Annotated in this window: 23 protein-coding genes; 16 read left to right on the top strand and 7 right to left on the bottom strand. The window is 70.7% G+C overall.

Going from position 1 to position 24,691, the window contains the following annotated elements:
- Positions 1-41 precede the first annotated feature (41 nt).
- Positions 42-1,955, top strand: coding sequence for a vWA domain-containing protein (locus JOD63_RS15715; protein WP_045275559.1), 1,914 nt, complete (start codon positions 42-44; stop codon positions 1,953-1,955).
- Positions 1,956-1,992: 37 nt separating this feature from the next.
- Here JOD63_RS15715 and JOD63_RS15710 read toward each other — a convergent pair whose 3' ends face one another.
- Together JOD63_RS15710 and JOD63_RS17920 are read right to left on the bottom strand one after the other, a co-directional pair.
- Entirely contained in the window at positions 1,993-3,714 is a 1,722-nt protein-coding gene (locus tag JOD63_RS15710; protein ID WP_084613501.1) for a BCCT family transporter, read from the bottom strand.
- 108 nt (positions 3,715-3,822) lie between these two features.
- On the bottom strand, positions 3,823-4,410 hold the full coding sequence (locus JOD63_RS17920; RefSeq protein ID WP_245243962.1) for a MarR family winged helix-turn-helix transcriptional regulator: 588 nt from the start codon (positions 4,408-4,410) through the stop codon (positions 3,823-3,825).
- 116 nt (positions 4,411-4,526) lie between these two features.
- Between JOD63_RS17920 and JOD63_RS15700 the strand changes: the two genes are divergently transcribed.
- The 10 genes from JOD63_RS15700 to JOD63_RS15655 all read left to right on the top strand — a co-directional run bounded on the left by JOD63_RS15700 (position 4,527) and on the right by JOD63_RS15655 (position 14,755).
- Positions 4,527-5,354, top strand: a complete 828-nt coding sequence (locus JOD63_RS15700) for a hypothetical protein (protein ID WP_052682506.1) — start codon at positions 4,527-4,529, stop codon at positions 5,352-5,354.
- A gap of 80 nt (positions 5,355-5,434) precedes the next feature.
- The gene (locus JOD63_RS15695) at positions 5,435-6,154 is read left to right on the top strand and encodes a sirohydrochlorin chelatase (RefSeq protein WP_045275560.1); all 720 of its coding nucleotides are present in this window, start codon (positions 5,435-5,437) and stop codon (positions 6,152-6,154) included.
- A 203-nt stretch (positions 6,155-6,357) separates the two neighbouring features.
- Positions 6,358-8,115: a nitrite/sulfite reductase gene (locus JOD63_RS15690; protein WP_045275594.1), complete on the top strand. Its 1,758-nt coding sequence runs from the start codon at positions 6,358-6,360 to the stop codon at positions 8,113-8,115.
- Complete coding sequence (locus JOD63_RS15685) at positions 8,112-8,855, top strand: phosphoadenylyl-sulfate reductase (RefSeq protein ID WP_045275561.1); 744 nt, start codon at positions 8,112-8,114, stop codon at positions 8,853-8,855. Before JOD63_RS15690 ends, JOD63_RS15685 begins: the two co-directional genes overlap by 4 nt.
- Positions 8,852-9,847 (top strand): sulfate adenylyltransferase subunit CysD, encoded by a 996-nt coding sequence (gene cysD / locus JOD63_RS15680; RefSeq protein ID WP_084613502.1) that lies wholly within the window; start codon positions 8,852-8,854, stop codon positions 9,845-9,847. The genes JOD63_RS15685 and cysD overlap by 4 nt, the downstream gene beginning before the upstream one ends.
- The gene (locus tag JOD63_RS15675) at positions 9,847-11,217 is read left to right on the top strand and encodes a sulfate adenylyltransferase subunit 1 (protein ID WP_211088137.1); all 1,371 of its coding nucleotides are present in this window, start codon (positions 9,847-9,849) and stop codon (positions 11,215-11,217) included. The genes cysD and JOD63_RS15675 overlap by 1 nt, the downstream gene beginning before the upstream one ends.
- Positions 11,214-12,041 (top strand): uroporphyrinogen-III C-methyltransferase, encoded by an 828-nt coding sequence (gene cobA, locus JOD63_RS15670; RefSeq protein ID WP_084613503.1) that lies wholly within the window; start codon positions 11,214-11,216, stop codon positions 12,039-12,041. The genes JOD63_RS15675 and cobA overlap by 4 nt, the downstream gene beginning before the upstream one ends.
- Positions 12,038-13,462: an FAD-dependent oxidoreductase gene (locus JOD63_RS15665; RefSeq protein ID WP_245617977.1), complete on the top strand. Its 1,425-nt coding sequence runs from the start codon at positions 12,038-12,040 to the stop codon at positions 13,460-13,462. The genes cobA and JOD63_RS15665 overlap by 4 nt, the downstream gene beginning before the upstream one ends.
- Entirely contained in the window at positions 13,459-13,788 is a 330-nt protein-coding gene (fdxA, locus tag JOD63_RS15660) for a ferredoxin (protein WP_045275562.1), read from the top strand. The genes JOD63_RS15665 and fdxA overlap by 4 nt, the downstream gene beginning before the upstream one ends.
- Positions 13,781-14,755, top strand: coding sequence for an NAD(P)/FAD-dependent oxidoreductase (locus JOD63_RS15655; RefSeq protein ID WP_045275563.1), 975 nt, complete (start codon positions 13,781-13,783; stop codon positions 14,753-14,755). Before fdxA ends, JOD63_RS15655 begins: the two co-directional genes overlap by 8 nt.
- 71 nt (positions 14,756-14,826) lie before the next feature.
- Here the strand turns inward: JOD63_RS15655 and JOD63_RS15650 are convergent, their stop codons facing one another.
- The 4 genes from JOD63_RS15650 to JOD63_RS15635 all read right to left on the bottom strand — a co-directional run bounded on the left by JOD63_RS15650 (position 14,827) and on the right by JOD63_RS15635 (position 18,916).
- A complete protein-coding gene (locus JOD63_RS15650; RefSeq protein ID WP_045275564.1) occupies positions 14,827-15,627 on the bottom strand; it encodes an ABC transporter permease in 801 nt (266 codons plus the stop codon).
- Between the two features lie 9 nt (positions 15,628-15,636).
- On the bottom strand, positions 15,637-16,557 hold the full coding sequence (locus JOD63_RS15645; RefSeq protein WP_157003985.1) for an ABC transporter permease: 921 nt from the start codon (positions 16,555-16,557) through the stop codon (positions 15,637-15,639).
- 78 nt (positions 16,558-16,635) lie between these two features.
- Positions 16,636-17,811 (bottom strand): ABC transporter substrate-binding protein, encoded by a 1,176-nt coding sequence (locus JOD63_RS15640; RefSeq protein ID WP_045275600.1) that lies wholly within the window; start codon positions 17,809-17,811, stop codon positions 16,636-16,638.
- Positions 17,812-17,881: 70 nt separating this feature from the next.
- Entirely contained in the window at positions 17,882-18,916 is a 1,035-nt protein-coding gene (locus tag JOD63_RS15635; protein ID WP_084613504.1) for an ABC transporter ATP-binding protein, read from the bottom strand.
- Positions 18,917-19,061: 145 nt separating this feature from the next.
- Here JOD63_RS15635 and JOD63_RS15630 point away from each other — a divergent pair, with 145 nt between their 5' ends.
- The 3 genes from JOD63_RS15630 to JOD63_RS15620 all read left to right on the top strand — a co-directional run bounded on the left by JOD63_RS15630 (position 19,062) and on the right by JOD63_RS15620 (position 21,505).
- Positions 19,062-19,847: a FadR/GntR family transcriptional regulator gene (locus JOD63_RS15630; protein WP_045275566.1), complete on the top strand. Its 786-nt coding sequence runs from the start codon at positions 19,062-19,064 to the stop codon at positions 19,845-19,847.
- Positions 19,844-20,596 carry a PDC sensor domain-containing protein gene (locus JOD63_RS15625; protein WP_045275567.1) on the top strand — a complete coding sequence of 251 codons (753 nt, stop codon included), beginning with the start codon at positions 19,844-19,846 and terminating at the stop codon, positions 20,594-20,596. Before JOD63_RS15630 ends, JOD63_RS15625 begins: the two co-directional genes overlap by 4 nt.
- Positions 20,597-20,671: 75 nt before the next feature.
- Positions 20,672-21,505: a hypothetical protein gene (locus tag JOD63_RS15620; RefSeq protein ID WP_045275568.1), complete on the top strand. Its 834-nt coding sequence runs from the start codon at positions 20,672-20,674 to the stop codon at positions 21,503-21,505.
- A gap of 21 nt (positions 21,506-21,526) precedes the next feature.
- Here JOD63_RS15620 and dcd read toward each other — a convergent pair whose 3' ends face one another.
- Positions 21,527-22,132: a dCTP deaminase gene (dcd, locus tag JOD63_RS15615; protein WP_045275569.1), complete on the bottom strand. Its 606-nt coding sequence runs from the start codon at positions 22,130-22,132 to the stop codon at positions 21,527-21,529.
- 50 nt (positions 22,133-22,182) lie between these two features.
- On the opposite strand from dcd, the gene JOD63_RS15610 reads away from it, so the two are divergent.
- Together JOD63_RS15610 and JOD63_RS15605 are read left to right on the top strand one after the other, a co-directional pair.
- Positions 22,183-23,196 (top strand): LacI family DNA-binding transcriptional regulator, encoded by a 1,014-nt coding sequence (locus tag JOD63_RS15610; protein WP_045275570.1) that lies wholly within the window; start codon positions 22,183-22,185, stop codon positions 23,194-23,196.
- Between the two features lie 137 nt (positions 23,197-23,333).
- Complete coding sequence (locus JOD63_RS15605; RefSeq protein ID WP_045275571.1) at positions 23,334-24,641, top strand: ABC transporter substrate-binding protein; 1,308 nt, start codon at positions 23,334-23,336, stop codon at positions 24,639-24,641.
- Positions 24,642-24,691 lie beyond the last annotated feature (50 nt).

The raw sequence follows: 24,691 nt of genomic DNA, 5'->3' as shown, positions 1-24,691 counted from the left end.
GGATTCTCACGCGTACGCGGATACCCGGAAGGCCCGCCCGCATGATCCAGCAGTCGAGCGCGATCGAGGAGCGACGCCGGCGACGACGTCGCCGTCGGCGCATCGTCGTGATGTGGACCAGCACCCTCGCGATCATCGTTCTCGTGGGCGCGATCGGCACCGTCGGCACGCTCGTGGTCTCGGCCCTCGCCGACGACGCGCTCGTCTCGGAATCGCCCGCCGACGCCGAGACCCCCGATGCGGTGGAGCTCATCGAGTTCGCCGACGACGAGCCTGCCGCGACCGCCGGAAGCGAACCCTGCACCGACGTGTCGGTGCTGTCGTCGTTCGAGAACGCCGGCATGGTCGAGTCCCTCGCCGCGGCCTACAACGCTTCGCCGCGCAACGTTGCCGGATCGTGCGTCACGGTGAGCGCGTCGAAGGAGAAGTCGGGACTCGCCGCCTCGCTCGTCGCCGCGGGCTTCCCGAGCCTCGCCGATGATGCGAAGCCTGAGATCTGGCTCCCCGACGCCACCACCTGGCTCGACGTCGCCGCCGACGAGGGCGCGACGTCGCTGCGCGCCGACGGCGTGAGCACCGGCGTGTCGAACGTCGTGCTGGCCATGCCCGAGCCGCTCGCCGCCGCCATCGGCTGGGATGCCGAGCCCCCGACCTGGGCGGAGGTGTTCGACGCGGCGGCGGATGCCGATCTGTGGAACAACCTCGGCCACCCCGAGTGGGGCGCATTCAAGCTCGGCAAGACCAGCCCGCTCATGGCGACCTCAGGTGAGGCGGCGATGTTCGTCTCGTTCGGAGCATCGGCGGGCGATGTCGCGACCCTCACCGCCGCACAGGTCGAGGACCCCGCGATCGAAGACGAGGTCCGCGAGCACGAGCTCGCGACCAGCCACTACATGGCGACACCCGAGCACTTCCTCTGGCACGCCCGACAGGCTGAGGACACCGGCGGCTCATCGGCCGACTTCCTCTCTGCGGTGATCGTCGACGAGAAGTCCGTCTGGGACTACAACCGCGGCATCACCAGCCGCGACGGGATCACGCGCGTCGAAGGCGAACCGCCCGCGGAGCAGCTCGTGCCCATCTACCCCGTCGACGGATACTTCGCCGCCGACAACCCCGCGATGCGCCTGACCGGCGACTGGATCGACCCGGTCGAGTCCGAGGCCGCTGCCGACTTCGTGCGGTTCCTGCGAACCGCACAGGGCCAGGAGGCCGTGCGCGCGGCGGGGTACCGCGACCTCAACGGCATGCTCTCGGGCGACGTCGCCGAGGTCGGCAACCTGGCGCAGTCGCCGACGGCGACCCTCGCGCTCCCGGCCGCCGACGTGGTCACGGCCGTGCACGCCTCGTTCCCCGACGTGCGCAAGCGCGCGAACGTGCTGTTCCTCGTTGATGTCTCCGGCTCGATGGACGAGAAGATCTCGGCCTCCGACACGAAGCTGACCGCGGCGCAGGACGCCATAGCGCTGGCGCTCGACCACTTCACCACCGGCGACCAGGTCGGCCTCGCCGCCTTCGCGCAGGCGCCCGACGGCGCGATGGTGCCGGGCACGCTGTCGGAGGTCTCCGACATCGAGTCGTCGCGCGACGGATTCCTCACGGCGCTCGACGGCATCACCTCGATGGGCGACACCCCGCTCTATCAGGCGGTCGACACGTTCGCCGCGCAGCAGGCCGAGTCATGGTCGTCCGATCGCATCAACGCGATCGTGCTGCTCAGCGACGGCGAGAACGACGCCCCGAACGCCCCGACGATCGGGGCCGACGAGATGCTCGAGAACCTGGGCGAGCTGCACCACACGACGCCCGTGCTGATCTTCACGCTGGCGTACGGAGCCGATGCCGATGTCGACACCTTGAAGTCGATCTCGAGCGCGACCGGTGCGCACTACTACGACGCCACCGACCCGACCGAGGTCGAGGCCGTGCTCGGCGACCTGGTGACCAGCTTCTGACCGACGGCGGCAGCGGCTCCGCGGGCCGCTGCCGGCCTCACCTGCTGCGGCGCGATCCCAGACGCGGCCAGCGGATGCCGCGCCGGTCGGGCTCTTCGACCTCGAGGCCGTAGTACTCGCCGATCCGCTCGACGAACGCGCTCCGCCGGGCACGGTCGTACGCGCGGCGCTCGCGCCGGAACGCCACCACCGTCGCCCAGCAGATCAGCAGCATCACGATGCTGAACGGCAGCGCGATCGTGATCGCCGCCGTCTGGATCGCGGTGAGTCCTCCGGTCAGCAGCAGGGCGATCGCGAGGAGCGCCGTTGCGAACGTGAAGAACGTGCGGATCCACTTCGCCGGCTCCTGCTCGCCGCCCGTGGCGATCATGCCCATCACCAGCGCGCCCGAGTCCGACGACGTGACGAAGAACACCGACACGAGCAGGATCACGCCGATGGTGAGCACCGTGGACGCCGGGAAGTACGAGAGCAGCTGGAAGATCGACCCCTCGATGTCGACGGTGCCGTCGGGCAGGGTCATCGAACCGGGGTCGGTGAGCTCGAGGAACAGCGCCGAGCCGCCGAGGATGGCGAACCACAGGATCCCCAGCACGGTGGGCACGATGATCACGCCGAGCACGAACTCGCGCACCGTGCGGCCGCGGGAGACGCGGGCGATGAAGATGCCGACGAACGGCGCCCACGAGATCCACCAGCCCCAGTAGAACGACGTCCACGACGCCTGCCACGCCTCGCCCTCGGCACCCTGGAACGCGCTGACGTTGAACGACAGTCCGATGAAGTTCTGGATGTACCCGCCGATCGACTGCACCCACTCGCGCAGCAGGAACTCGGTCTGCCCGAAGACCAGCACGAAGAGCAGCAGCAGGCCGGCGAGGATGAGGTTGGCCGACGACAGCCACTTCATGCCCTTGGTCACGCCGGAGAGCACCGAGAGGAGCACGAAGAAGGTGATGACCCCGATGATGGCGACCTGCATCCACTCGTTCGGTCGCCCGAGTCCTGCCGACTCGAGGCCGGCGCTGATCTGCAGGACGCCGAGCCCGAGCGAGGTCGCGACGCCGAACACGGTGCCCACGAGCGCGACGACGTCGATCGCGTGTCCCCAGGGCCCCCGCACCCGCTTCTCGCCGAGGATGGGCTCGAGCGCCCAGCGGATCGAGATGGGCCGGTTGCGCCGGTGGATCGCGTAGGCGAGACCCAGCCCGACGACGACGTAGATCGACCACGCCTGCACTCCCCAGTGGAGGTAGGTCTGCGTGAGCGCCTGCTGGGCGAGCTGTTCCGGGGTGCCGCTGACCCCGGGCCGCGGATCGACGTAATGGCTGAGCGGCTCGCTGACGCCGTAGAACACCAGGCCGATGCCCATGCCCGCGGCGAACAGCAGTGAGAACCATGCGCCGACCGAGAACTCGGGCTTCTCGTCGTCGCGGCCGAGCCGGATGTCGCCGAAGCGACTGAATCCCATCGTGAACGCGAACGCGACGAACAGCGCGGCGATGAGCACGTAGTACCAGTTGAACGCGTTGACGATCGTGCTCTGGATGGCGTCGAACATCGTCTCGGCCGCTGCCGGCGCGATGATCGCGAACGCGCTGAACGCCAGGATCACGGCCGCAGCAGGCCAGAACACCCATCGTTCGATCGACGTGCGCACCGGCTGCTGCGGCGCTGCGGGTGCGGTGTCGATGCTCGCCTGGTCGTGCGTCGCGACGGCCTCTGCGTCTGCCGGCCCCGGGGTCGAAGACTCGGACATTCCCGTGGATGCTGCGTCGTCGCTCACGCGGCCAGGCTAGCGACCGCGCGCCATACGGTGGGGCAGGTCGTGCGGCCCGCCGGTATTCGCCCCGGTATCGGGATGCTCTCAGCGCCCGGGCCAGGCGTCGGCGAGCTTGGTGAGAAGACGGGCGAGTTCTGCGCGCTCGGCGTCGGTGAACTCGGTCAACGCGGTGCGGACCGCGTCGCGCCGCTCGCCGCGGAAGCCGCGTGCGAGGGCGGCGCCGGCGTCGGTGAGTGCGACCCGCGTGCGCCGCGCATCGTCGGGATCGGCTTCGCGCCGCACCAGTTCCAGGTGCACGGCCTGCTGCACCAGCCGCGATGCGCGCGGCTGGTCGACCCCGACGGCGTCGGCGATCTCACCGACCGTGAGGGGATGGGATGCCGCGGCGAGCGCTTCGAGAAGCCGCATGCGTGCCGGCCCACCCAGCCGGGGGCCCCCGGCCCACGGTGCTCCCGGGCCGAACCCCGGCATGCCGCCGCGCTGCCCCGGATGCGGACCGCCGTACGGTCCGCCGTGCGACCAGGGACTTCGGCGAGCGTGGTCACCGGGGCCCGCGTCATCGGGTCCGTGCGCGTGGTGCCCGGGCTCGCCGTCCCACGGGCGCGGCATCCGTCGACCGCGCAGGCGGGCCAGTGCGGCGGCGATCACATCGGCATCTTCGGGGGTCGGCATGCTTCCAATTTACATGTAGCTTGACATGCATAGCACTTCCATGTCACACTGCATGCACTTGTCACATTACATACATGCGATTCCTGCAACGGAACCCGCATACGAGAGGAGTCGCCATGAGCGACGAGAACATCACTGACAGCGAGGGCACCGACCCTCGTATCCCCACCGACCACCGTCCCCTCGGCTTCTGGCTGCGCACCGTCGACCACCTGCTCACGCGGGCGTTCGCCGAGGCCCTGGCCGCCGAAGGCGTCGACCGCCGCGACTGGATGCTGCTGAGCAGGCTCGGCGGCGACGTCGCACCCGACGCGGCTCCGCCCGTTCGCGACGGCAAGCGGATGCGCCGCCTCGAAGACCGCGGATGGGTCGACCAGCGCGGCGACGGCACCTGGACGCTGACCGACGCGGGGCGCGCAGAGCATGCGCGTCTGGCCGCGACGGTCGACGCGATCCGTACCCGCGTCGTCGGCGCAGCCGGCGACGACGGCTACGCCGCGGCCACCACGGCGCTCGAGGCGATCGCCCGCGAACTCGGCTGGACCGAGGGCATGCGTCCGCCCCGCCGACCCGGTCCGTTCCGGCCGGAGTTCCGGTTCGGCTTCGGACCCGGCCGGTTCCGCGGCTTCGCGCCCGGCGGTCCGGGTCGCCCGGGTCGCCCCGATGAGCACGGGGACCGCTTCGAGGGCGGGTACCCCGACGCGCCGCACCGTCACCACCCGCACGGACCCCACGCTCACGGCGGATACGGACCCGGCGGCTTCGCCGGCGATCCCTGTGACCGCGGCGGCTTCGACCGGCACCGCCGGGGTCGCTTCGCCGACCACGACGGCAGCGGACACCCGCGTGGGGCCCACGGTCGCCGCGGCGACGACAGCGCCTACGAGCGCGGGTTCGTCGCCGGGTTCGAGGCGGCGGCGCAGCGCGCCGGCGACCCCGCCTGATCGCGCGACGGGGTGCGGCCCGCGAGAGCCGGCCGCACCCCGTTACACGCCCGACACGACGTGGGGCCACAATGGGCGGGATGACGCATCCCGCCCTTCTCGCGATCTCGCACGGCACCGCCGACCCCGCCGGTCAGGCTGCCGTCGCCGCCCTGGTCGATGCCGTCGCCGCACGCCTCCCCGAGGTCACCGTGCGACTGGGTCACGTCGACGTGCAGCAGCCCGACGTCGCGGCATCCCTCGCAGCACTCCCGCCAGGAGCACCGATCGTCCTCGTGCCTCTGCTGCTGTCAGCCGGTTACCACGTGCACGTCGATCTCGCCGAGGCTACAGCCGCGCATCCGAACGTCGTGATCGCCCCCGCACTCGGCCCCGACGAGCGGCTCGCAGATGCGCTGGCCGCCCGCCTCGCGGCCCTCGACGACGCCCCGACCGAGGCTGCAGTCGTGCTGGCGGTCGCCGGCTCCAGCGACCGGCGCGCCAACGACGACTGCCGGACCGTCGCCGACATGCTCTCCGAGCGACTCGGGCGCTCCGTCGCGGTCGGCTTCCTCGCCGCCGCCGAGCCGCGCCTCGACGCAGCCGTCGCCGCTGCCGCCGCGGGCGGCGCATCCGTCGTCGTCGCCGACTACCTGCTCGCGCCCGGCTACTTCCACAACCTCGCCGTGCGAATGGCCGCGGGGGCGCCCGTCGCCCGCCCGCTCCTCGACCACGACGACCCCGCCGCGGCCCTCGTCGATCTCGTCGTCGACCGCTACCGCACCGCCGCCGCGAGCACCGGCGCGCCCGCGACTCTTTAGGCCGGGGCGCCGACGCCGTCCGCCGCGAGCCTCTGAACAGCCGCCGAATCGGGAGCGGCGCGAACCGAACGTTGTGTGACGTCGCATTACGGCATTTGACGCCGGTTGACATCTGACTGGGTGTTCCCAGGGGCCGCTCCTACGCTCGCTGAATGGACCCGATCGGGTTCTCCCGGGGACGCCCGGGTCATCCGGAGGCCATCGTGACCATCAGCGACACCGACCAGCGGCCCGAACGGCCGCCCAGGACCGACGGGGCAACGCGCCCCGAGGCATCCCGTGCGCGCCCGCCGCGCCCGTCCACCCGCCCCAACGGCCAGTGGAAGATCGACGGCACCGCACCCCTCAACGGCAACGAGGAGTGGAAGCAGGTCGACAACGGTCTGAGCGTGCGCGAGCGCATCGAGAACGTGTACTCGAAGGGCGGGTTCGCCTCGATCGACCCGACCGACCTGCACGGCCGCTTCCGCGTGTGGGGCCTCTACACCCAGCGCAAGCCCGGCATCGACGGCGGCCGCACCGCGACCCTCACGCCCGAGGAGCTCGAAGACGAGTACTTCATGCTGCGCGTGCGCATCGACGGCGGCCAGCTCACCACCGAGCAGCTGCGGGTCATCGCCGGCATCTCGACCGACTTCGGGCGCGGTACCGCCGACCTCACCGACCGTCAGAACGTGCAGCTGCACTGGATCCGGGTCGAGGACGTACCCGAGATCTGGCGTCGCCTCGAGGCCGTCGGCCTCGGCACCACCGAAGCCTGCGGCGACGTGCCGCGCGTGGTGCTCGGCTCGCCGGTCGCCGGCATCGCCGCCGATGAGCTCATCGACCCGACCGCGCAGATCGACGAGATCACGTCGCGCTTCATCGGCGACGAGACGCTCGCAAACCTGCCGCGCAAGTTCAAGTCCGCCGTCACCGGACACCCTGCGCAGGACGTCGTGCACGAGATCAACGACGTCGCCTTCGTCGCCGTCGAGCACCCTGAGCTCGGCGTCGGCTACGACCTGTGGGTCGGCGGCGGTCTGTCGACCACCCCGCGTCTCGCCGAGCGCCTGGGCGTCTTCGTGTCGCCCGAGCGGGTGGCGGATGCCTGGCACGGCGTCGCGCAGATCTTCCGCGACTACGGCTACCGGCGCCTGCGCAACAAGGCACGGCTGAAGTTCCTGCTCGCCGAGTGGGGCACCGAGAAGTTCCGCCAGGTGCTGCAGGACGAATACCTCGGCTACGCCCTCCCCGACGGCCCCGCCGCACCCAAGCCCCTCGCCCACGGCGACCACGTGGGTGTGCACCGGCAGAAGGACGGCCGCTTCTACATCGGCGCGACCCCGATCGTCGGACGCGTCTCGGGTCCGACCCTTGCGAAGCTCGCCGACCTCGTCGAGGCGCACGGCTCGACCCGGCTGCGCACCACGCCGCACCAGAAGGTCGTCATCCTCGACATCCCCGAAGACAGGGTGGAGTCGCTGGTGGCCGGCCTCGACGAGCTCGGCCTCCAGGCCCGCCCGAGCCTCATCCGCCGCGGCACCATCGCGTGCACCGGCATCGAGTTCTGCAAGCTCGCGATCGTCGAGACCAAGGCGTACGCGACAGCGGCGGTGCTCGACCTCGAGAAGCGCCTCGACCAGTTCGACCTGCCGCACCCGATCTCGCTCCACGTCAACGGCTGCCCGAACTCGTGCGCCCGCATCCAGACCGCCGACATCGGCCTCAAGGGTCAGCTCGTCACGATCGACGGCGAGCAGGTTCCCGGCTACCAGGTGCACCTCGGCGGCGGACTCGTGAACGCCGACCGCGACGAGGCCGGCCTCGGCCGCACCGTCCGCGGGCTCAAGGTGCCCGCCGACGGCATCGCCGACTACACCGAGCGCGTCGTCAAGCGGTTCCTCGACGAGCGCGACGCCGCCATCGATGAGACGTTCGCCCAGTGGGCGCACCGCGCCGACGAGGAGGCCCTGGTATGAGCGTCTCACTCGCACCGCGGGTCGCCGTCAAGCGGTCGCACGACGAGCTGCGGGCACTCGCCGAGCAGGGAAACATCGAGCTCGGCAGCCTCACCGACCACGAGGCATCCCCCGCCGAGGTCATCGCGTGGGTCGCACGCAACTTCGGAGCCGATGCCGCGGCGGTCGCCTGCTCGATGGCGGATGCCGCACTCCCGCACCTCGTCGCCGAGCAGCTGCCGGGTGTCGACGTGCTCTTCCTCGACACCGGCTACCACTTCGCCGAGACGCGCTTCACCCGCGACGAGGTGGGCCGCGTTCTCGACGTGCGCATCGTCGACGTGCTCCCCGAGCAAACCGTCGCCGAGCAGGATGCCGAGTTCGGCGCAAAGCTTCACGACCGGGACCCCGCCCTGTGCTGCGAGCGGCGCAAGGTGGGTCCGCTCAAAGACGCCCTCGGCGGATACGAGCTGTGGTTCACCGGCGTGCGCCGCGACGAGGCGCCGACCCGCACGAACACACCGCTGGTCACCTGGGACGAGCGCAACGGGCTGGTCAAGGTCAACCCCGTCGCCGCGTGGACCTTCGACGACCTGCTCGACTACGCCGGCGCCCACCAGGTGCCGGTGAACCTGCTGGTCTCGAACGGCTACCCCTCGATCGGCTGCGAGCCGTGCACCAAGCCGGTCGCCCCCGGCGAAGACCCCCGATCCGGCCGCTGGGCCGGACTCTCCAAGACCGAATGCGGGCTCCACGTATGAACCTCCCGAAGCTTCAGGACGCTTCGTCTCGCTTCGCTCGCTCAACGACCGAGGATCCCCGGTCGCTGAGCGAGCGAGGAACGAGCGAGACGAAACGCGCTCACCTGTCGACCCTCGACCTGCTGGAGGCCGAGGCCATCCACATCATCCGCGAGGTCGTCGCCGAGTTCGAGCGCCCCGTGCTCCTCTTCTCGGGCGGCAAGGACTCCGTCGTCGTGCTGCACCTCGCCACGAAGGCGTTCGCACCCGGCAAGGTGCCCTTCCCGGTGCTCCACGTCGACACCGGCCACAACTTCCCCGAGGTCATCGCCTTCCGCGACGAGACCGTGAACCGCCTCGGCATCCGTCTCGAAGTCGCGAGCGTGCAGGACTACATCGACGACGGCCGCCTGCAGGAGCGCCCCGACGGCACCCGCAACCCGCTGCAGACGGTGCCGCTCCTCGACGCCATCACCGCCGGTCGCCACGACGCCGTGTTCGGCGGCGCGCGCCGAGACGAGGACAAGGCCCGCGCCAAGGAGCGCATCATCTCGCTGCGCGACGAGTTCGGGCAGTGGGACCCGCGCAACCAGCGCCCCGAGCTGTGGAGCCTGTACAACGGCCGCCACACCCCCGGCCAGCACGTGCGCGCCTTCCCGATCTCGAACTGGACCGAGCTCGACGTGTGGCGCTACATCGAGCGCGAGGGCATCGCCCTGCCGCCGCTGTACTTCGCCCACGACCGCGAGGTGTACTCGCGCGACGGCATGTGGCGCCCCGTGGGGCCGTTCTCGCCGCCCCGCGAAGACGAGGCCGTCGAGGTGCGGACGGTGCGCTACCGCACGGTCGGCGACATGAGCTGCACCGGCGCCGTCGAGTCGGATGCCGCGGATCTCGCGGCGATCGTCGCCGAGGTCGCCGTCTCCACCCTCACCGAGCGGGGCGCGACGCGTGCCGACGACCGCGTCAGCGAGGCCGCCATGGAGGATCGCAAGAAGGACGGATACTTCTGATGACCACGACACTCGCCGAGACCGCGACGCTGTTCCGCTTCGCCACCGCCGGCTCCGTCGACGACGGCAAGTCGACCCTCGTCGGGCGCCTCCTCCACGACTCGAAGGCGATCCTCGCCGACACCCTCGAGCAGGTGCAGCGAACGTCGGTCGAGCGCGGCTTCGCGCACGGCACCGGGTTCGACTTCGCGCTGCTCACCGACGGCCTGCGCGCCGAACGCGAGCAGGGCATCACCATCGATGTCGCCTACCGCTACTTCTCGACCGGCGCGCGCAGCTTCATCCTGGCCGACTGCCCCGGGCACGTGCAGTACACGCGCAACATGGTGACCGGCGCGACCACCGCCGACGCGGTGATCGTGCTCGTCGACGCCCGCAACGGCGTCGTGGAGCAGACCATCCGCCACCTCGCCGTCGTCGCGCTTCTGCGCGTGCCCCACGTGATCGTCGCGGTGAACAAGATCGACCTCACCGGCTTCTCCGCCGAGACGTTCGCGGCGGTGTCGGCCCACGCGCAGCGCGTCGCCGACGAGCTCGGCATTGCCGACCTGCACGTGCTGCCGGTGTCGGCGCTCGAGGGCGACAACATCGTCGACCGCTCCGAGCGCACCCCGTGGTACGACGGACCGGCCCTGCTCGAACTGCTCGAGACGCTTCCCGCGGCCGACGAGGTCGACCAGGAGAGCGAGGCGCTCCGCCTCCCGGTGCAGCTGTCGCTGCGCCCCCAGGGCGGACTCGCCCCCGACCTCGCGGCCGATCCGCTCGAGGCGGAGCGGCTGCGCGACTACCGCGCCGTCGCCGGCCGCATCTCGTCGGGCACGCTCCGCATCGGCGACTCGGTGGAGGTGTTCCCCTCGGGCGCACGCACCACAGTCACCGGCATCCGCGTCGCCGGCGTCGAGACCGACCGTGCGGTCGCACCGCAGTCGGTCGCGATCGAACTGGCCGACGACGTCGATGCCGCACGCGGTGCGGTCATCGCCGCGGCGGGCACCCTTCCCGAGGCGCGTCAGTACATCGATGCCGAGCTGTTCCAGCTCGACCGTCGCGCACTGTCGGTCGGCGCCCGCATCCTCGTCAAGCACGGCACGAGCACGGTGCAGGCGCTCGTCGCCGACATCTCGTCGCGCTACGACCTCGATTCCCTCACCCACGAGCCCGCCTCGACGCTCGAGACGAACGACATCGGCCGTGTGCGACTGCGCCTGGCGTCGGAGCTGCCGCTCGAGACGTACGCCGCCAGCCGCCACGGCGGTTCGTTCCTCGTGATCCACCCCGCCGACGGCGCGACGCTCGCCGCCGGCATCGTGCGCGACCGCGCCGCAGAGGAGGCCGCCGAGGGCACGCCCGGCTCGGAGTGGGCGATATGACGACCTCGACCGTCGGCACGGTCTGGCTCGTCGGGGCCGGACCCGGCGATGCCGGCCTGCTCACGGTGAAGGGACTGCGCGCGCTCGAAGCCGCCGACGTCATCGTGGCCGACCGACTCGGCGCCCGCGCGGTGCTCGACGCCCTCGCGGCGGACGGCGTCGTGCTCTCGGCCGAGGTCGTGGATGTGGGGAAGAGCCCCGGCCACCACGCCGTGCCGCAGGATGCGATCAACGCCCTGCTGGTGCAGCTCGCACAGGCGGGCAAGACCGTCGTGCGACTCAAGGGCGGCGATCCGTACGTCTTCGGCCGTGGCAGCGAAGAGCTCGCCACCTGCCTCGCCGCCGGGGTGCCGGTCGAGGTCGTCCCCGGCGTGACCAGCGCCATCTCGGTGCCGGCGATCGCCGGCATCCCGCTCACCCACCGCGGCCTCGCGACCGTGTTCACCGTCGCGACCGGGCACGACCAGATCGAAGCGCTCAGCGGTGGACGAGACCATACCGTCGTGCTGCTCATGGGCGTGGGCACCCTCGCGAACTCCGCGCTCACGCTGGCTCGGGGCGCGCGCGGAGCCGACTGCCCCGTCGCGGTCGTCGAAGACGGGTTCGGCGAGCGCCAGCGGGTGACCGTCGGCACGCTCGCCACGATCGCCGCCCAGGCCGCCGAGCGCGGCATCCGCTCCCCCGCCGTCGTCGTCGTCGGCGACGTCGTGCGACTGAGCCCCTACGCCCCGGCCGAGATGGCCCTCGACTCCCTCGGCGTCTCCGACGCCCACTCCGCGCGCCTCGCGGCGGAGACATCCCCTGAGAAAGGCCCCCGCCCGTGACTGACCTGAACCTGCGCGTCGCCATCGTCGGAGCCGGCCCCGCCGGCATCTACGCGGGCAACCTGCTCGCCAACGCGGTGAAAGACGCCGGCGGATCCGTCGCGATCGACCTGTTCGAATCGCTCCCCGCGCCCTACGGACTGATCCGCTACGGCGTCGCGCCCGACCATCCCCGCATCAAGGGCATCGTCAACTCGCTGCACGAGATGCTGAGCGCCCAGTCCGAGGGCGAGTCACGCCGCACGATCCGCTTCATCGGCAACGTCGAGGTCGGTCGCGACATCTCGGTCGACGAGCTTCAGGAGCGCTACGACGCCGTGATCTTCGCGACCGGCGCGATCCGCGACGCTGCGCTCGACATCCCCGGCATCGACAAGGCGCGCTCGTACGGCGCCGCCGACTTCGTCTCGTGGTTCGACGGCCACCCCGACGTGCCGCGCGAGTGGCCGCTGAACGAGCGCGAGGTCGCCGTGATCGGCAACGGCAACGTCGCGCTCGACGTCGCCCGCATCCTCGCCAAGCACGCCGCCGACCTCCGCTCGACCGAGATCGCCGACAACGTGCTCGCCGGCCTCGAGGCATCGCCCGTCACCGACGTGCACGTGTTCGGACGCCGCGGCCCCGCCGACATCAAGTTCACGCCGATCGAGCTGCGCGAGCTCGGCGAGGTGCCCGACGTCGACATCGTGCTCCACGACGAGGACTTCGCCCACCTCGACGGCCTCGTGCCCGCCACCAACCAGCTGAAGGTCATGCTGCGGGTCATGGACGGCTGGCGCAAGGAGGGCTCGACCGGCGCCTCCCGCCGCCTGCACCTGCACTTCTACCACTCGCCCGTCGAGGTGCTCGGCGACGACGGCGTCGAGGCGCTGCGCTTCGAGCGCACCACCCCAACGGGCGATGACCGCGGCAGCGTGGTCGGCACGGGCGAGTTCCGCGAGATCCCGGTGCAGGCCGTGTACCGCGCGGTCGGCTACTACGGCAGCCCGATCCTCGACGTGCCGTTCGACGAGGTGCGCGGCGTGATCCCCAACGTCGAGGGACGCGTCGTGGCGGATGCCGCGGATGCCGTCGCCGGCGAGGGCGCGACCGCGCTCCAGGGTCTGTACGCCACCGGCTGGATCAAGCGAGGACCCGTGGGCCTCATCGGCCACACCAAGTCGGATGCGATGGAGACCGTCGCCCACCTGGTTGCCGACGCGCAGGCAGGACTGCTCGCGGCGCCGGCCGAGGAGGCGGACGTGCTCGACCTGCTGACCGAGCGCGGCACGGAGTACACCACCTGGGACGGTTGGGTGGCCCTCGACGCGCACGAGCGCGCCCTCGGCGAGAACCACCGTCACGCCCGCGAGCGCGTCAAGGTCGTGCCGCGCGACGAGCAGGTCGAGATCTCGCGCGCCGGGGAGCTGCAGCGCTCATGACCTACGTGATCGCTCTGCCCTGCGTGGACGTCAAGGACCGCGCGTGCATCGACGAGTGCCCCGTGGACTGCATCTACGAGGGCGAGCGGTCGCTGTACATCCACCCCGACGAGTGCGTCGACTGCGGCGCCTGCGAACCGGTGTGCCCCGTCGAGGCGATCTACTACGAAGACGACCTCCCCGACGAGTGGCAGGACTACTACAAGGCCAACGTCGAGTTCTTCGACGACATCGGCTCCCCGGGCGGCGCCGCCAAGACCGGCGTCATCGCGAAGGACCACCCGATCATCTCGGCGCTGCCCCCGCAAGGAGACGGCCATGACTGAGGTCGGCGGAGCTGCGGAGGCGGCGGCGCCCTGCGTGGTCGATGCCCTGGTGATCGGCGGGGGCCCTGCCGGGCTCTCGGCCGCACTCAATCTCGGCCGCGCCCGTGCCTCGGTCGTCGTGATCGACGCCGGCCGGCCGCGCAACGCCGCGACGCTCAAGTCGCACGGCTTCCTCACGCGCGACGGCATCCCGCCGCTCGAGCTCCGCAAGCTCGCGCGCGCCGAGCTCGCCGCATACCCGAACGTGCGCATCCTCGATCGCACGACGGTCTCGGCGCTGCTCCCCCACGCCGGTGACGACGGCACGCGCTTCATCGCCGCGATCCAGGGGCGGGCACCCGGCACGCCTCCGGCGATCGCGGCGCGCTCGGTGATCGTGGCGACCGGGCTGCGCGAGACGCTCCCCGCGATCCCGAGCCTGCGGGCGTACTACGGCATGACGCTGTTCAGCTGCGCCGCGTGCGACGCCTGGGAGTTGCAGGATCGCCCCCTCGCCCTCATCGGCGAGACGCCGGACCTCGCCGCCCGTGCGCGCCTGATCGCCCGCTGGACCGACAGCCTCACGGTGTTCACCAACGCCGCCGACGTCGTCACCACGGTCGAAGAGGCCGAGCTCGCGGCATCCGGCATCACGGTGGAGCGCCGTGCGATCGACGACCTCGAGGGCGACCGCGGCGACGTCTCGGCCGTGCGCCTGGTCGACGGCGCACGCGTCGGGATCGAGGGCGGCTTCGTGCGACCGCAGTGGCACGCCGCAGCCGACTTCGTCGCGACGCTCGATCCCGAGCGCGACGACGACGGGCACCTCGTGGTCGACAGGTCGGGGCGCACCTCGGTGTCGGGCCTCTACGCCGCCGGCGATGCCGCGGCCCCCGGTCCCCAGCAGCTCATCGTCGCCGCGGGTCAGGGTGCCCGGGCCGCCGCGGTGCTGATCCACGACTCCGTCGGGGTGCGCACCTCGCACTGACCAGACCTCCGGCCCGAAGCATCCGTGCCCGAGAACCGTGCGGGATGCGCCCCGCGCGATCGCGGTCGCCGTCAGCGTCGCGTCTGCTCCGAGCCCGACAGCCGCTGGGCGAGATAGATCGGCACGATCGACACGATCACGAGGACCACGGCGATCACCGAGACGACGGGCGCCTGATTCGGCCGGAACATGTTGTTGAGGATGTAGATCGGCAGGGTGGTGACACCCGACCCGGCGGTGAACGTCGTCACGATGATCTCGTCGAAGCTGAGGGCGAACGCGAGCAGCGCGCCGGCGAGCAGGGCCGAGCGCAGCTGCGGGAAGGTCACCAGGCGGAAGGTCGTCCACACCCCCGCGCCGAGGTCTGCGGAGGCCTCTTCGAGGTTCGTGCCGGTGCGCCGGAGCCGAGCGATCACGTTGTTGAACACGGTCACGATGCAGAACGTCGCGTGGGCGATGACGACGGTCCAGATCGACAGCGGCACGCCGAGGATCGTGCGGAAGAAGTTGTTCAGTGCGATGCCGGTGATGATGCCGGGAAGCGCGATCGGCAGGATGATCAGCAGCGAGATCGCCTCCCGCCCGAAGAACTCGAACCGCTGCAGGGCGAGCGAGATGAGGGTGCCCAGCACGAGCGAGATCAGCGTCGCGACGATCGCGATCCCGACGCTCGTGCCGACCGCCTCGAGCGCGCCGGCGCTCTGGAACGCCTTGCCCCACCACTCGAGGGTGAACCCGGGCGGCGGCCAGGTGAGCGACGTCGAGGTCGAGAACGAGTTCACGAGCACGACGAACAGCGGCAGGTACACCGCGAGCAGGATGAGGCCCGTGACGACACCGAGCACGGTGCGGGAGAGTCGCGAGAGTCGCATGGCCGAGTCCTAGAGGTTGTTGAGTGCCCCGGTGCGACGCACCAGGGCGAGGTAGCCGAAGATGATGACGATCGGGATGAGCGCGATCGCAGCGGCGAGGGGCAGGTTGTTCGCCGCGCCGACGTTCGTGTAGACGAGGTTGCCGAGCATCTGGTTCGCGCCGCCGACGATGTTGACCGTGATGTAGTCGCCGAGCGACAGCGAGAAGCTGAAGATCGTGCCCGCGATGATCGCGGGGAACGCGAGGGGAAGCACGACGCTGGCGAGTGTTCGCCAGGTCTTCCCCCCGAGATCGGCGGATGCTTCGAGCAGCGAGTCCGGCACGCGCTCCAGCCCCGCGTAGATCGGCAGGATCACGTAGGGGAGCCACAGATACGACAGCGTGATGACCGTCGCCGTCAGCCCGTACCCGGGGGTGTGCAGGCCGAACGGAGTCAGCAGCCACTCGAGGATCCCCTCCTGCGACAGCACCGAGCGCCAGGCGTACGCCTTGACGAGGTAGCTCGCCCACAGGGGCATCAGGATGGCGATGACGAGGAACCGCTGCGCCCGGGGGGTGGCGACCTTGGCCATGTAGAAGGCGATCGGCAGCGCGATCGCGACGTCGATGACCGTGACGAGGAGCGCCACCCCGACCGTCCGCAGCGTCACGGTCTGGTAGAGCGCCCCGGTGAGGACCGTGACGATGTTGTCGAACGTCCACTCCGTGATGATCTCGCCGGTGAAGGTGTCGACCTTCCAGAACGCGGTGACCAGCAGCAGCACGAGGGCGACGATGTAGACCACGCCGAGCCAGAACAGCGGGGCGCTCAGCAGGAAGGCGAGGCGGAAGCGCGGGTGCGCGCTCAGCCATCCCGATGCGCGGCGGGCGGGTGTCGCGCGCGGGGTCGGCACCCGCGTCGGGTGGGGCGCCGTCGTGGTGTCGGTCATGCTCTCTCCGGATGTCAGGGGGAAGGTGCCGGGGACGGCGCTTCGGGTGCGCCGCCCCCGGCACGATCCGTCAGGGCGTCAGCCCTTGATCTCGGCCCAGGCCTGGGTCCAGGCCGCGTAGTCGACGCACTCCACATCGGTGCGGCCGTCGACGCAGTCCGCGATCGGCGTGGTCCAGTACCAGATCTTCGACGCGTACTCCTCGTCGCCCGCGTGGTACGCCTCGCAGTCGTCGCGGTAGTCGCAGGCCGCCTGGCTCGACGGAGCCTCGCCGAAGTAGGCGGTGGCCTGAGCGTTCACCTCGGGGCTGGCGATCCAGTCGAGCCACGCGTAGGCGCAGTTCGGGCTCTTCGCCTCGGATGCGATCATCCAGGTGTCGGACCATCCGGTGGCACCCTCCTCGGGGAGCACGACCTCGGTGGTCGCGCCGCCGCCGGCGAGCACGTTCTGGATGACCTGCCACGTCGTTCCCGCGACCGAGTCGCCCGTCTCGAACGCCTGGATCTCCTTGAGGTAGTCCGACCAGTACTCACCGACGTGCGGTCGCTGCGCCTTCAGCAGGTCGACCGCTGCGGCGAACTGGTCCTCGTCGAGCGCGTACGGGTTCTCGATCCCGAGGTCGGGCTGGTGGGCCATGAGGTAGACCGCCGCGTCGGCGATGTAGATCGGCGAGTCGTACGCCGTGATGCTGCCCGAGTAGTCGCTCGCGCCGTCGAACACGACGTCCCACGAGGTCGGCGCCGGCGTGACGACATCCGTGTTGTACAGCAGGAGGTTGGCGCCGTAGCCGTGGGGCACGCCGTAGGACTGCCCGTCCACCGAGTTCCACTCCTTCTCCTTGAGGAAGTCGTAGACGCCGGCGTAGCTCGGGATCAGGTCGGTGTTGACCGGGGCGACGTCGCCGGCGGCGATGAGGCGCAGCGTCGCGTCGCCCGACGCCGCGATGACGTCGTAGTCGCCGGTCTTCATGAGACTGACGGCCTCGTCGGAGGTGCCATAGGTCTTCGAGACGACCTCGCAGCCGGTCTCCTCCTCGAACCCGGTGACCCAGTCGACCGCGGGGTCGTTGCTGCCGTCTTCGACGTAGCCCGGCCAGGCGAGGATCGAGACCGATCCCTCTAACTCACCGAGTTCGTCTGCCTGCTCCGACGGTGCGGCGCTGCCGCCGCCCGACGTGCCGCAGCCGGCCAGGATGGCGATCGACCCGATCGCCACTGCGGTCGCGGCGAGGCGCCGGCCGCGTGAGGTGCTCATCATGATGTTTCCTCTCGGGTGCTGTGTGGTGCTGTGTTCTCCGGGGCGTGCGCCCAGGCTGGTGACCGGGTCAGGCGCCCGGCGGAATCAGGGAGACGACGTCCTCGTCGTGCCACGTGACGTGCACGCGGTCGCCGCGGTCGTCGTCGGAGGCGCGAGCGCGGTCGTTGCGCTCGAGCACCGTGACGCGCATCCCGGCATCGAGGTCGATCACGCGACGGATGCCGCTGCCGACGTAGATCGACTCGACGACCGTCCCTTCGGCCGACCGTTCGCCGGGCGCCGTCGCGGGCGACGATGCGAGCGTGAGCTTCTCGGGGCGGATGGAGTGCTCGCCCGCGCGACCGATCAGCGCCGACGAGCGCTCGAGGTCGAACAGGTTCGACGTGCCGACGAAGTCGGCCACGAAGCGCGAGGCGGGGCGCTCGTACAGGTCCTCCGGGGTGCCGAGCTGCTCGATGCGCCCGTCGTGGAAGACGGCGATGCGATCCGACAGCGTCAGCGCCTCCTCCTGGTCGTGCGTCACGAAGATGAACGTGATGCCGAGGTCGCGCTGGATCTGCTTCAGCTCGACCTGCATCTGCTCGCGCAGCTTGAGGTCGAGGGCGCCGAGCGGCTCGTCCAGGAGAAGCGCCTTCGGCTGCACCACTGTCGCGCGGGCCAGCGCCACCCGCTGCCGCTGACCGCCTGACAGCTGCGAGGGCTTGCGCGCGGCCATCTGGTCGAGCCTCACCGCGGCGAGTGCCGCCATCGCCCGCTCGCGCCGCTCGGACCGCTTCACGCCGCGCACCCGCAGCCCGTAGGCGACGTTGTCGAGCACGCTCATGTGCGGGAACAGCGCGTAGTCCTGGAACACCGTGTTGACGTCGCGGTCGAAGGGCGCCGTCTTCGTGACGTCGTGCCCGAAGAGCTCGATGGTGCCGCCGGTGGGCTGCTCGAAGCCGGCGATCAGGCGCAGCACGGTCGTCTTGCCCGATCCCGACGGGCCGAGCATGGAGAAGAACTCGCCGGCCGCGATCTCGAGGTCGACGTGGTCGACGGCGGTGACGGAACCGAACGCCTTGGTGAGCCCGGTCAGCCGGATGGCGGGCTGTTGCTCGGTCATGGGCGTCTCCTTCGATGTCGGATGGACTAAATCATATGGATCCATATGTCACAAGACCACCGTTCGTGTTACGGTCATGTCACGCTTGGGGAGGACGACCTTCCCGACCGGAACTTCCGCCTGACCCCTGGCCCCGAGGAGCCTCATGCCGCACGCGACGGGGAGGGTCGACCCGGCGCGTGCCGTCGTCTTCGCGCCGCTCGACGGCAACGGCCGCGCCGCGCTCGTCGAGCAGCGCCTGTCGGACGCCATCGTGAGCGGCATCCTCCACGACGGCGAGCGCCTGCCGAGCGAGTCCGACCTCTCGCGCAGCTTCGGCGTGGCGCTGGTCACCGCCCGCGAAGCCCTCGAGGTGCTCCGCGACAAGGGCCTCGTGAAGACCCGCCGCGGGCGCGACGGCGGCAGCTTCGTCACGTTCGACCGCGAATCCGCGAATCGGCTGCTCGAGCGGCGGCTGCGCGAGCACAGCCGCATCGAGCTGCGCGACTTCGCCTTGCACACGGCCGCCATTGCGGGCACCGCCGCCGAGACCGCCGCCGAGCGCGCGAGCGACGACGACATCGAGAACCTGGTGCGCATCGACGCCGCGGCCGACCCCGGCACCGCAGGCGGCGCGCGCCGCGCACTCAGCAGGTTCCAGCTCGAGGTCGCCGCGATCAGTCAGTCCCCGCGCCTGGTGCACGAGGAGATGAAGCTGCAGAGCGAGGCGGGTCCGCTGCTGTGGATGTGCCTGCGCGAACAGGAGTACCGTGACCGCAGCGCACTCGCACGATCGCGGATCATCGCCGCGATCCGCGACGTGCAGCCGGACGCGGCCCGGGCAACGACCCTCGCCCTCATCGACGACGCGTTCGACTGGCTCGTCGACGAACGAGCGCGAATCGACGAGACGACAGCGGATTCGGCATCCGACCAGAAGGACAGCCCATGACCGGCATCGCGACACGATCCCAGAGCGACGTGGCGGCGCACGTCGCCGCGACGATCGACGGCATCTTCGCCACCATCGACGGCTGGGGTGCTCACCTGGAGACCCGACTGAAGACGGGTGCCGCACCCACGGCGGCGTCGCTGGACCCCCTGGTCGAACGGTTCGCCGTCGCCGCCGTCTCGGGAGAGACGCTTCTCACCGGCGCCGGCTTCGTGGCCGCACCGGGCGCGCTGACCGATGCCGAGTGGCACCTCGCCTGGTGGCTCGGCGCCGGCGGTGTCCAGCGCAGCGTGCGCCGGCTCACGACGATCGACGACCCGACGCACGAGCAGTTCCGCGACTACACCGCGCTGGAGTGGTGGCGCGTCCCCGCCGCCACCGGAACGCGTCACCTCACCGGGCCGTACGTCGACTACCTCTGCACCGACGACTACACCGTCACCATCACGACGCCGGTCGTCGTCGACGGCGTGATGATCGGCGTCGTGGGGGCGGATGCACTCGTCGACCGGCTCGAGCGCACCCTGCTTCCCGCGCTTCGCACGGGCGAGACCCCGGCGACGCTCGTCAATGCGTCGGGACGCGTCGTCACCTCGACCGACGCCCGGCGTGAGCCGGGCTCGATCCTCCGCGCCGACGGCCTCGCCGACGCGCTGCGGTCGGCCTCCCCGACTCCGGTCCGGCTCGCCGGCGGCGCATCGGTGCTCGCATGCGGCGACACGTCGCTCGCGCTCGTCTTCGGCCACTGACCGACGTGCCGCGTCTGCGGCGCGGCACTGCGATCCGTGGGGACGCGCATGCGTCGGTGAGGCAGGATGAGATCGATGTCCGAGCACGACGATGAGCTGAGCACGCTGAGGGCGCGAGCCTACGGCCCCGGCGCCGACATCTACGACGATGCCGAGGCCGTGATCCGACTGCGCGAGCTCGAAGCACGGCAGCGCGACGTCGCCGAGCGGCGCGCTCTCGATGCGGAGCGGATCGCCGACACGGCGGCGGAAGACGTCGATCTCGCACCGGGCTCCGGCGAGGCGGACACGGATGCCGCGACGCCCGCCGACGTCGTCGACAGCGTCCCTGTCTCCAGCGCCGCAGCTGCCACGACGACAGCTCCGCCCACGGAGGAAGGCGATCAGGCTCGGTCGGCAGCCGACGACGAGCGGTCAGCCACCCCGCGGAAGCCGTGGTCGCGACGACGGCTGACGGTGGTGTGGGCGGTGTCGCTCATCGCCGCACTCGTCGTCGGCGCGGCGATGGCCACGTCGTTCCAGGCGGTCGTGACCGGTCAGGTCGCGGTGCTGAACGAGGATCCCGACGGCGCCTGGCCGGAGGACATGCTCGGCGCCCGGCAGGAGGGTGCGGTGATCTTCGACAGCTTCGGCGGTCTCACCCTGCTGACCACGCCCGAGACCTACCTCGCCACGACCGAGAATCCCATGACGTGCCTGTACATCTTCGTCGAGCGCATGGGGTACATCGGCGGAAGCTGCGGTGCCGGTCCATTCCCGCCCACCGGGACGATGTTCGTCACCCGCGAGTCCCCCCAGCCGCTGCGCGAGCGATTCGAGGACGGGACGGCGCTGCGGTTCGAGCTCGACGGATCGCAGGTGCGCGTCTACGCGGCCCCGCCCGCGCCGGAACCGGCCGACACGCCCTGACCCGGGTCGGGCAGCGACGTGTCAGGCGCCGCGGCTGCCGGCATCCGTCTGGCCGACGTCGGTGCGGTGGAAGTTCTGGAACGAACGGGATGCCGTCGGCCCCCGCTGGCCCTGGTACCGGTTGCCGTAGGGACCCGAGCCGTACGGGTTCTCGGCCGGCGACGTGAGCCGGAAGTAGCACACCTGCCCGATCTTCATGCCCGGCCAGAGCTTGATCGGCAGCGTCGCGACGTTGGAGAGCTCGAGGGTGACGTGCCCCGAGAACCCGGGATCGATGAACCCGGCGGTCGAGTGCGTGAGCAGGCCGAGGCGACCGAGCGACGACTTGCCCTCGAGGCGCGCCGCAATGTCGTCGGGCAGTGTGATCTGCTCGAACGTCGAGCCGAGGGCGAACTCCCCGGGGTGGAGGATGAACGGCTCGTCGGGGTCGACCTCGATCAGCCGGGTCAGCTCGGGCTGGTCCTCTGCCGGATCGATGAACGGGTACTTGTGGTTGTCGAAGAGCCGGAAGTACCGGTCGAGCCGCACATCGACGCTCGAGGGCTGCACCATCGCGGGGTCCCACGGGTCGAGGCCGAGGCGGCCGGACTGGATCTCGAGCCGGATGTCGCGGTCACTGAGCAGCACGGGGCCAGCCTATCGGCGTGAGCCCGCAGCGTGACCGGTAACTTGGCTGTATGACCCGCCCGCGCCCCGACCGCCCCGCGACGATCTACGACGTCGCGAAAGCGTCGGGGGTGTCGCACCAGACGGTGTCGAAGGTGCTGCGCGGCCTCGGCGGGATGCGCCCTGAGACACGGGAGCGGGTCGAGGAGGCGCTGCGCCGCCTGAACTACCGCCCCAACGTCGGCGCCCGCGAACTCGCCCGCTCACGCAACCGCCGACTCGGCGTGGTCGGCTACGAGACGTTCGAGTCGAGCACGAGCAAGGTGCTCCGCGGCGTGAGCGAGGTCGCCGCGGCCGCGGGCTACCTGCTCGAGATCGTCAACGTCGACCCGACCGGCGAGGTCGACTCGATCACCGAGTCGCTCGAGCGTCTGAACGCGAGTGACGTCGCCGGTGTGCTCGCGACGTCGCCGACGCGCAACGTCCGCGAGGCGCTCGACCGGATCGAGTTCCGGATGCCGGTCTTCCTCGACGTGAACGGCGATCAGGCTGTGAGCGACGACGGCACGCATCGGAGCATCTCCGCCGGCCTCGTGATGGACCACCTCACCGCTCTCGGCCATTCGCGCATCGCCTTCGTCGCGGGACCCGAGGGCTGGGACTCGGCCACCAACCGCGAGACGGTCTACCGCGAGAGGGTCGAGGCGCTCGGCGAGCTGCCGCGCATCCTCGGCCGCGGCGACTGGTCGGCCCGCTCGGGGTACGAAGCAGTCCGCGAGGCGCAGGGCCTCGACGACGCGACCGCGATCTTCGTCGCGAACGACAGGATGGCTCTCGGAGTGCTCCGCGCCCTCGCAGAGCACGGCATCCGCATCCCCAACGACATGAGCGTCGCGGGCATCGACGACATCCCCGAAGCCGCCTACTTCTCGCCTCCGCTCACCTCGGTGCACATCGACTTCACCGACGCCGGCCAAGTCGCGGCGCGCAGCCTGCTGAGCCTCATCGAGCAGCCCGACGGCGAACTCCCCCGCTATCCGCAGAGCCGTCTGATCGCCCGGTCCACCACCGGGCCGACGGCCTGAGCGACCGGGTCTCCGAGACACCCCCTTGCGCGATCGTGTCGTCGCGAGTAGTTTACCGGTAACCAAGATGGGTTACCGGTAAACAAATCGCCGCGCAGCCCCACAAGAGAACCGATCACACCGACAAGGAAGTTGAAATGAACCGGAAGTTGTCGCGCACCGTCGTGGGTGCACTGGCAGTGGGTCTCACCGCATCGCTGCTGGCTGGATGCACCAGTTCTGCGTCGACCGCGCCCGAGGACGACGGCCCCGTCGTGCTCCGCTACTGGTCGTGGGCCCCGAACATCGGCGCGATCGTCGACGTCTGGAACGAGTCGCACCCCGACGTGCAGGTGGAGGTCAACACCTCCGTCGGCGCGAACGACATCGTCGCGAAGCTCTCGGCTGCGAAGGAGGCGGGAAGTCTCCCCGACCTGTCGAACACGACGTACGAGAACCTGCCCAACCTGATCGTCGGCGGCATCGCCGACGACATCACCGACGCGTTCGGCGAGTACGAAGACCAGATCACCCCGGCCGCGTGGAACCTCACCACGTTCGACGACAAGAACTACGCCGTGCCGCAGGGCACCGGCCCCCAGTTCCTCTACTACCGCGCCGACATCTTCGAGTCGCTCGGCCTTGAGGCGCCGACCACGTGGGACGAGTACGCCGACGCTGCCCGCACCATCCACGAGGCCGACCCGACCAAGTACCTCGCCACGTTCCCCGCGAACGACGCCCAGCTGTTCGCCGCCCTGAGTGCCCAGGCGGGTGCGGAGTGGTGGGCCAACGACGCTGGACAGTGGTCGGTCGACATCGACGGCGACGGCAGCGACACGGTGGCCGACTACTGGCAGGGCCTCGTCGACGAAGGCGTGGTGACCACCCTCAAGACCTGGACCCCCGAGTGGCAGGCGGCCCTCGCCGACGGCACGCTCGCGAGCTGGCTGAGTGCGGTCTGGGCTCCCCCGCTCATCCTGCAGAACGCGCCCGACACCGCCGGCAAGTGGGCGGCGGTGCGCATCCCGCAGTGGAACGCGGGCGACTCGGTCTCGGCGGCTCTCGGCGGTTCGGCGACGGTCGTCACCACCGGCAGCGCCCACCCCGAGGAGGCGCGCGAGTTCGCGATCTGGCTCAACAACTCCACCGAGGCCCTCACCGCCTACATCGAGAACGCGAGCATCTGGCCGGCGAACCTGGCCGGCCGCGAGCTGCCGGGCCTCAAAGACACGGTCCCGGCCGTGCTCTCGCCCGACCAGACCGACTTCTGGGACCTCGCCGCAGAGATCGACGACGAAGCGGTCCCGGTCACCTGGGGGCCGAACGTCGCGACCGCGTACAGCGCGTTCGGCGATGCCTTCGGCACCGCGATCACGTCGGGCGGCTCCTTCACCGACGCGCTCACGACGGTGCAGGATGCCGTGGTCGCCGACATGGAGAAGCTCGGCTTCGAGGTCGAATGATCCTCTCCGCGACCCCGACCGCGGTGGGTCCGGCCTCTCCGGCCGGACCC

This window comes from Microbacterium terrae, assembly GCF_017831975.1.
Classification (GTDB): domain Bacteria; phylum Actinomycetota; class Actinomycetes; order Actinomycetales; family Microbacteriaceae; genus Microbacterium; species Microbacterium terrae.
Note: the sequence above shows the minus strand (reverse complement) of the source record. Positions and strands in the feature narration are given on the sequence as shown.

Coding starts and splice junctions, on each gene's coding strand:
- JOD63_RS15715 (WP_045275559.1), top strand. CDS start 42: ATGATCCAGCAGTCGAGCGCGATCGAGGAGCGACGCCGGCGACGACGT.
- JOD63_RS15710 (WP_084613501.1), bottom strand. CDS start 3,714: ATGTCCGAGTCTTCGACCCCGGGGCCGGCAGACGCAGAGGCCGTCGCG.
- JOD63_RS17920 (WP_245243962.1), bottom strand. CDS start 4,410: ATGCCGACCCCCGAAGATGCCGATGTGATCGCCGCCGCACTGGCCCGC.
- JOD63_RS15700 (WP_052682506.1), top strand. CDS start 4,527: ATGAGCGACGAGAACATCACTGACAGCGAGGGCACCGACCCTCGTATC.
- JOD63_RS15695 (WP_045275560.1), top strand. CDS start 5,435: ATGACGCATCCCGCCCTTCTCGCGATCTCGCACGGCACCGCCGACCCC.
- JOD63_RS15685 (WP_045275561.1), top strand. CDS start 8,112: ATGAGCGTCTCACTCGCACCGCGGGTCGCCGTCAAGCGGTCGCACGAC.
- cysD (WP_084613502.1), top strand. CDS start 8,852: ATGAACCTCCCGAAGCTTCAGGACGCTTCGTCTCGCTTCGCTCGCTCA.
- JOD63_RS15675 (WP_211088137.1), top strand. CDS start 9,847: ATGACCACGACACTCGCCGAGACCGCGACGCTGTTCCGCTTCGCCACC.
- cobA (WP_084613503.1), top strand. CDS start 11,214: ATGACGACCTCGACCGTCGGCACGGTCTGGCTCGTCGGGGCCGGACCC.
- fdxA (WP_045275562.1), top strand. CDS start 13,459: ATGACCTACGTGATCGCTCTGCCCTGCGTGGACGTCAAGGACCGCGCG.
- JOD63_RS15655 (WP_045275563.1), top strand. CDS start 13,781: ATGACTGAGGTCGGCGGAGCTGCGGAGGCGGCGGCGCCCTGCGTGGTC.
- JOD63_RS15650 (WP_045275564.1), bottom strand. CDS start 15,627: ATGCGACTCTCGCGACTCTCCCGCACCGTGCTCGGTGTCGTCACGGGC.
- JOD63_RS15645 (WP_157003985.1), bottom strand. CDS start 16,557: ATGACCGACACCACGACGGCGCCCCACCCGACGCGGGTGCCGACCCCG.
- JOD63_RS15640 (WP_045275600.1), bottom strand. CDS start 17,811: ATGAGCACCTCACGCGGCCGGCGCCTCGCCGCGACCGCAGTGGCGATC.
- JOD63_RS15635 (WP_084613504.1), bottom strand. CDS start 18,916: ATGACCGAGCAACAGCCCGCCATCCGGCTGACCGGGCTCACCAAGGCG.
- JOD63_RS15630 (WP_045275566.1), top strand. CDS start 19,062: ATGCCGCACGCGACGGGGAGGGTCGACCCGGCGCGTGCCGTCGTCTTC.
- JOD63_RS15625 (WP_045275567.1), top strand. CDS start 19,844: ATGACCGGCATCGCGACACGATCCCAGAGCGACGTGGCGGCGCACGTC.
- JOD63_RS15620 (WP_045275568.1), top strand. CDS start 20,672: ATGTCCGAGCACGACGATGAGCTGAGCACGCTGAGGGCGCGAGCCTAC.
- JOD63_RS15610 (WP_045275570.1), top strand. CDS start 22,183: ATGACCCGCCCGCGCCCCGACCGCCCCGCGACGATCTACGACGTCGCG.
- JOD63_RS15605 (WP_045275571.1), top strand. CDS start 23,334: ATGAACCGGAAGTTGTCGCGCACCGTCGTGGGTGCACTGGCAGTGGGT.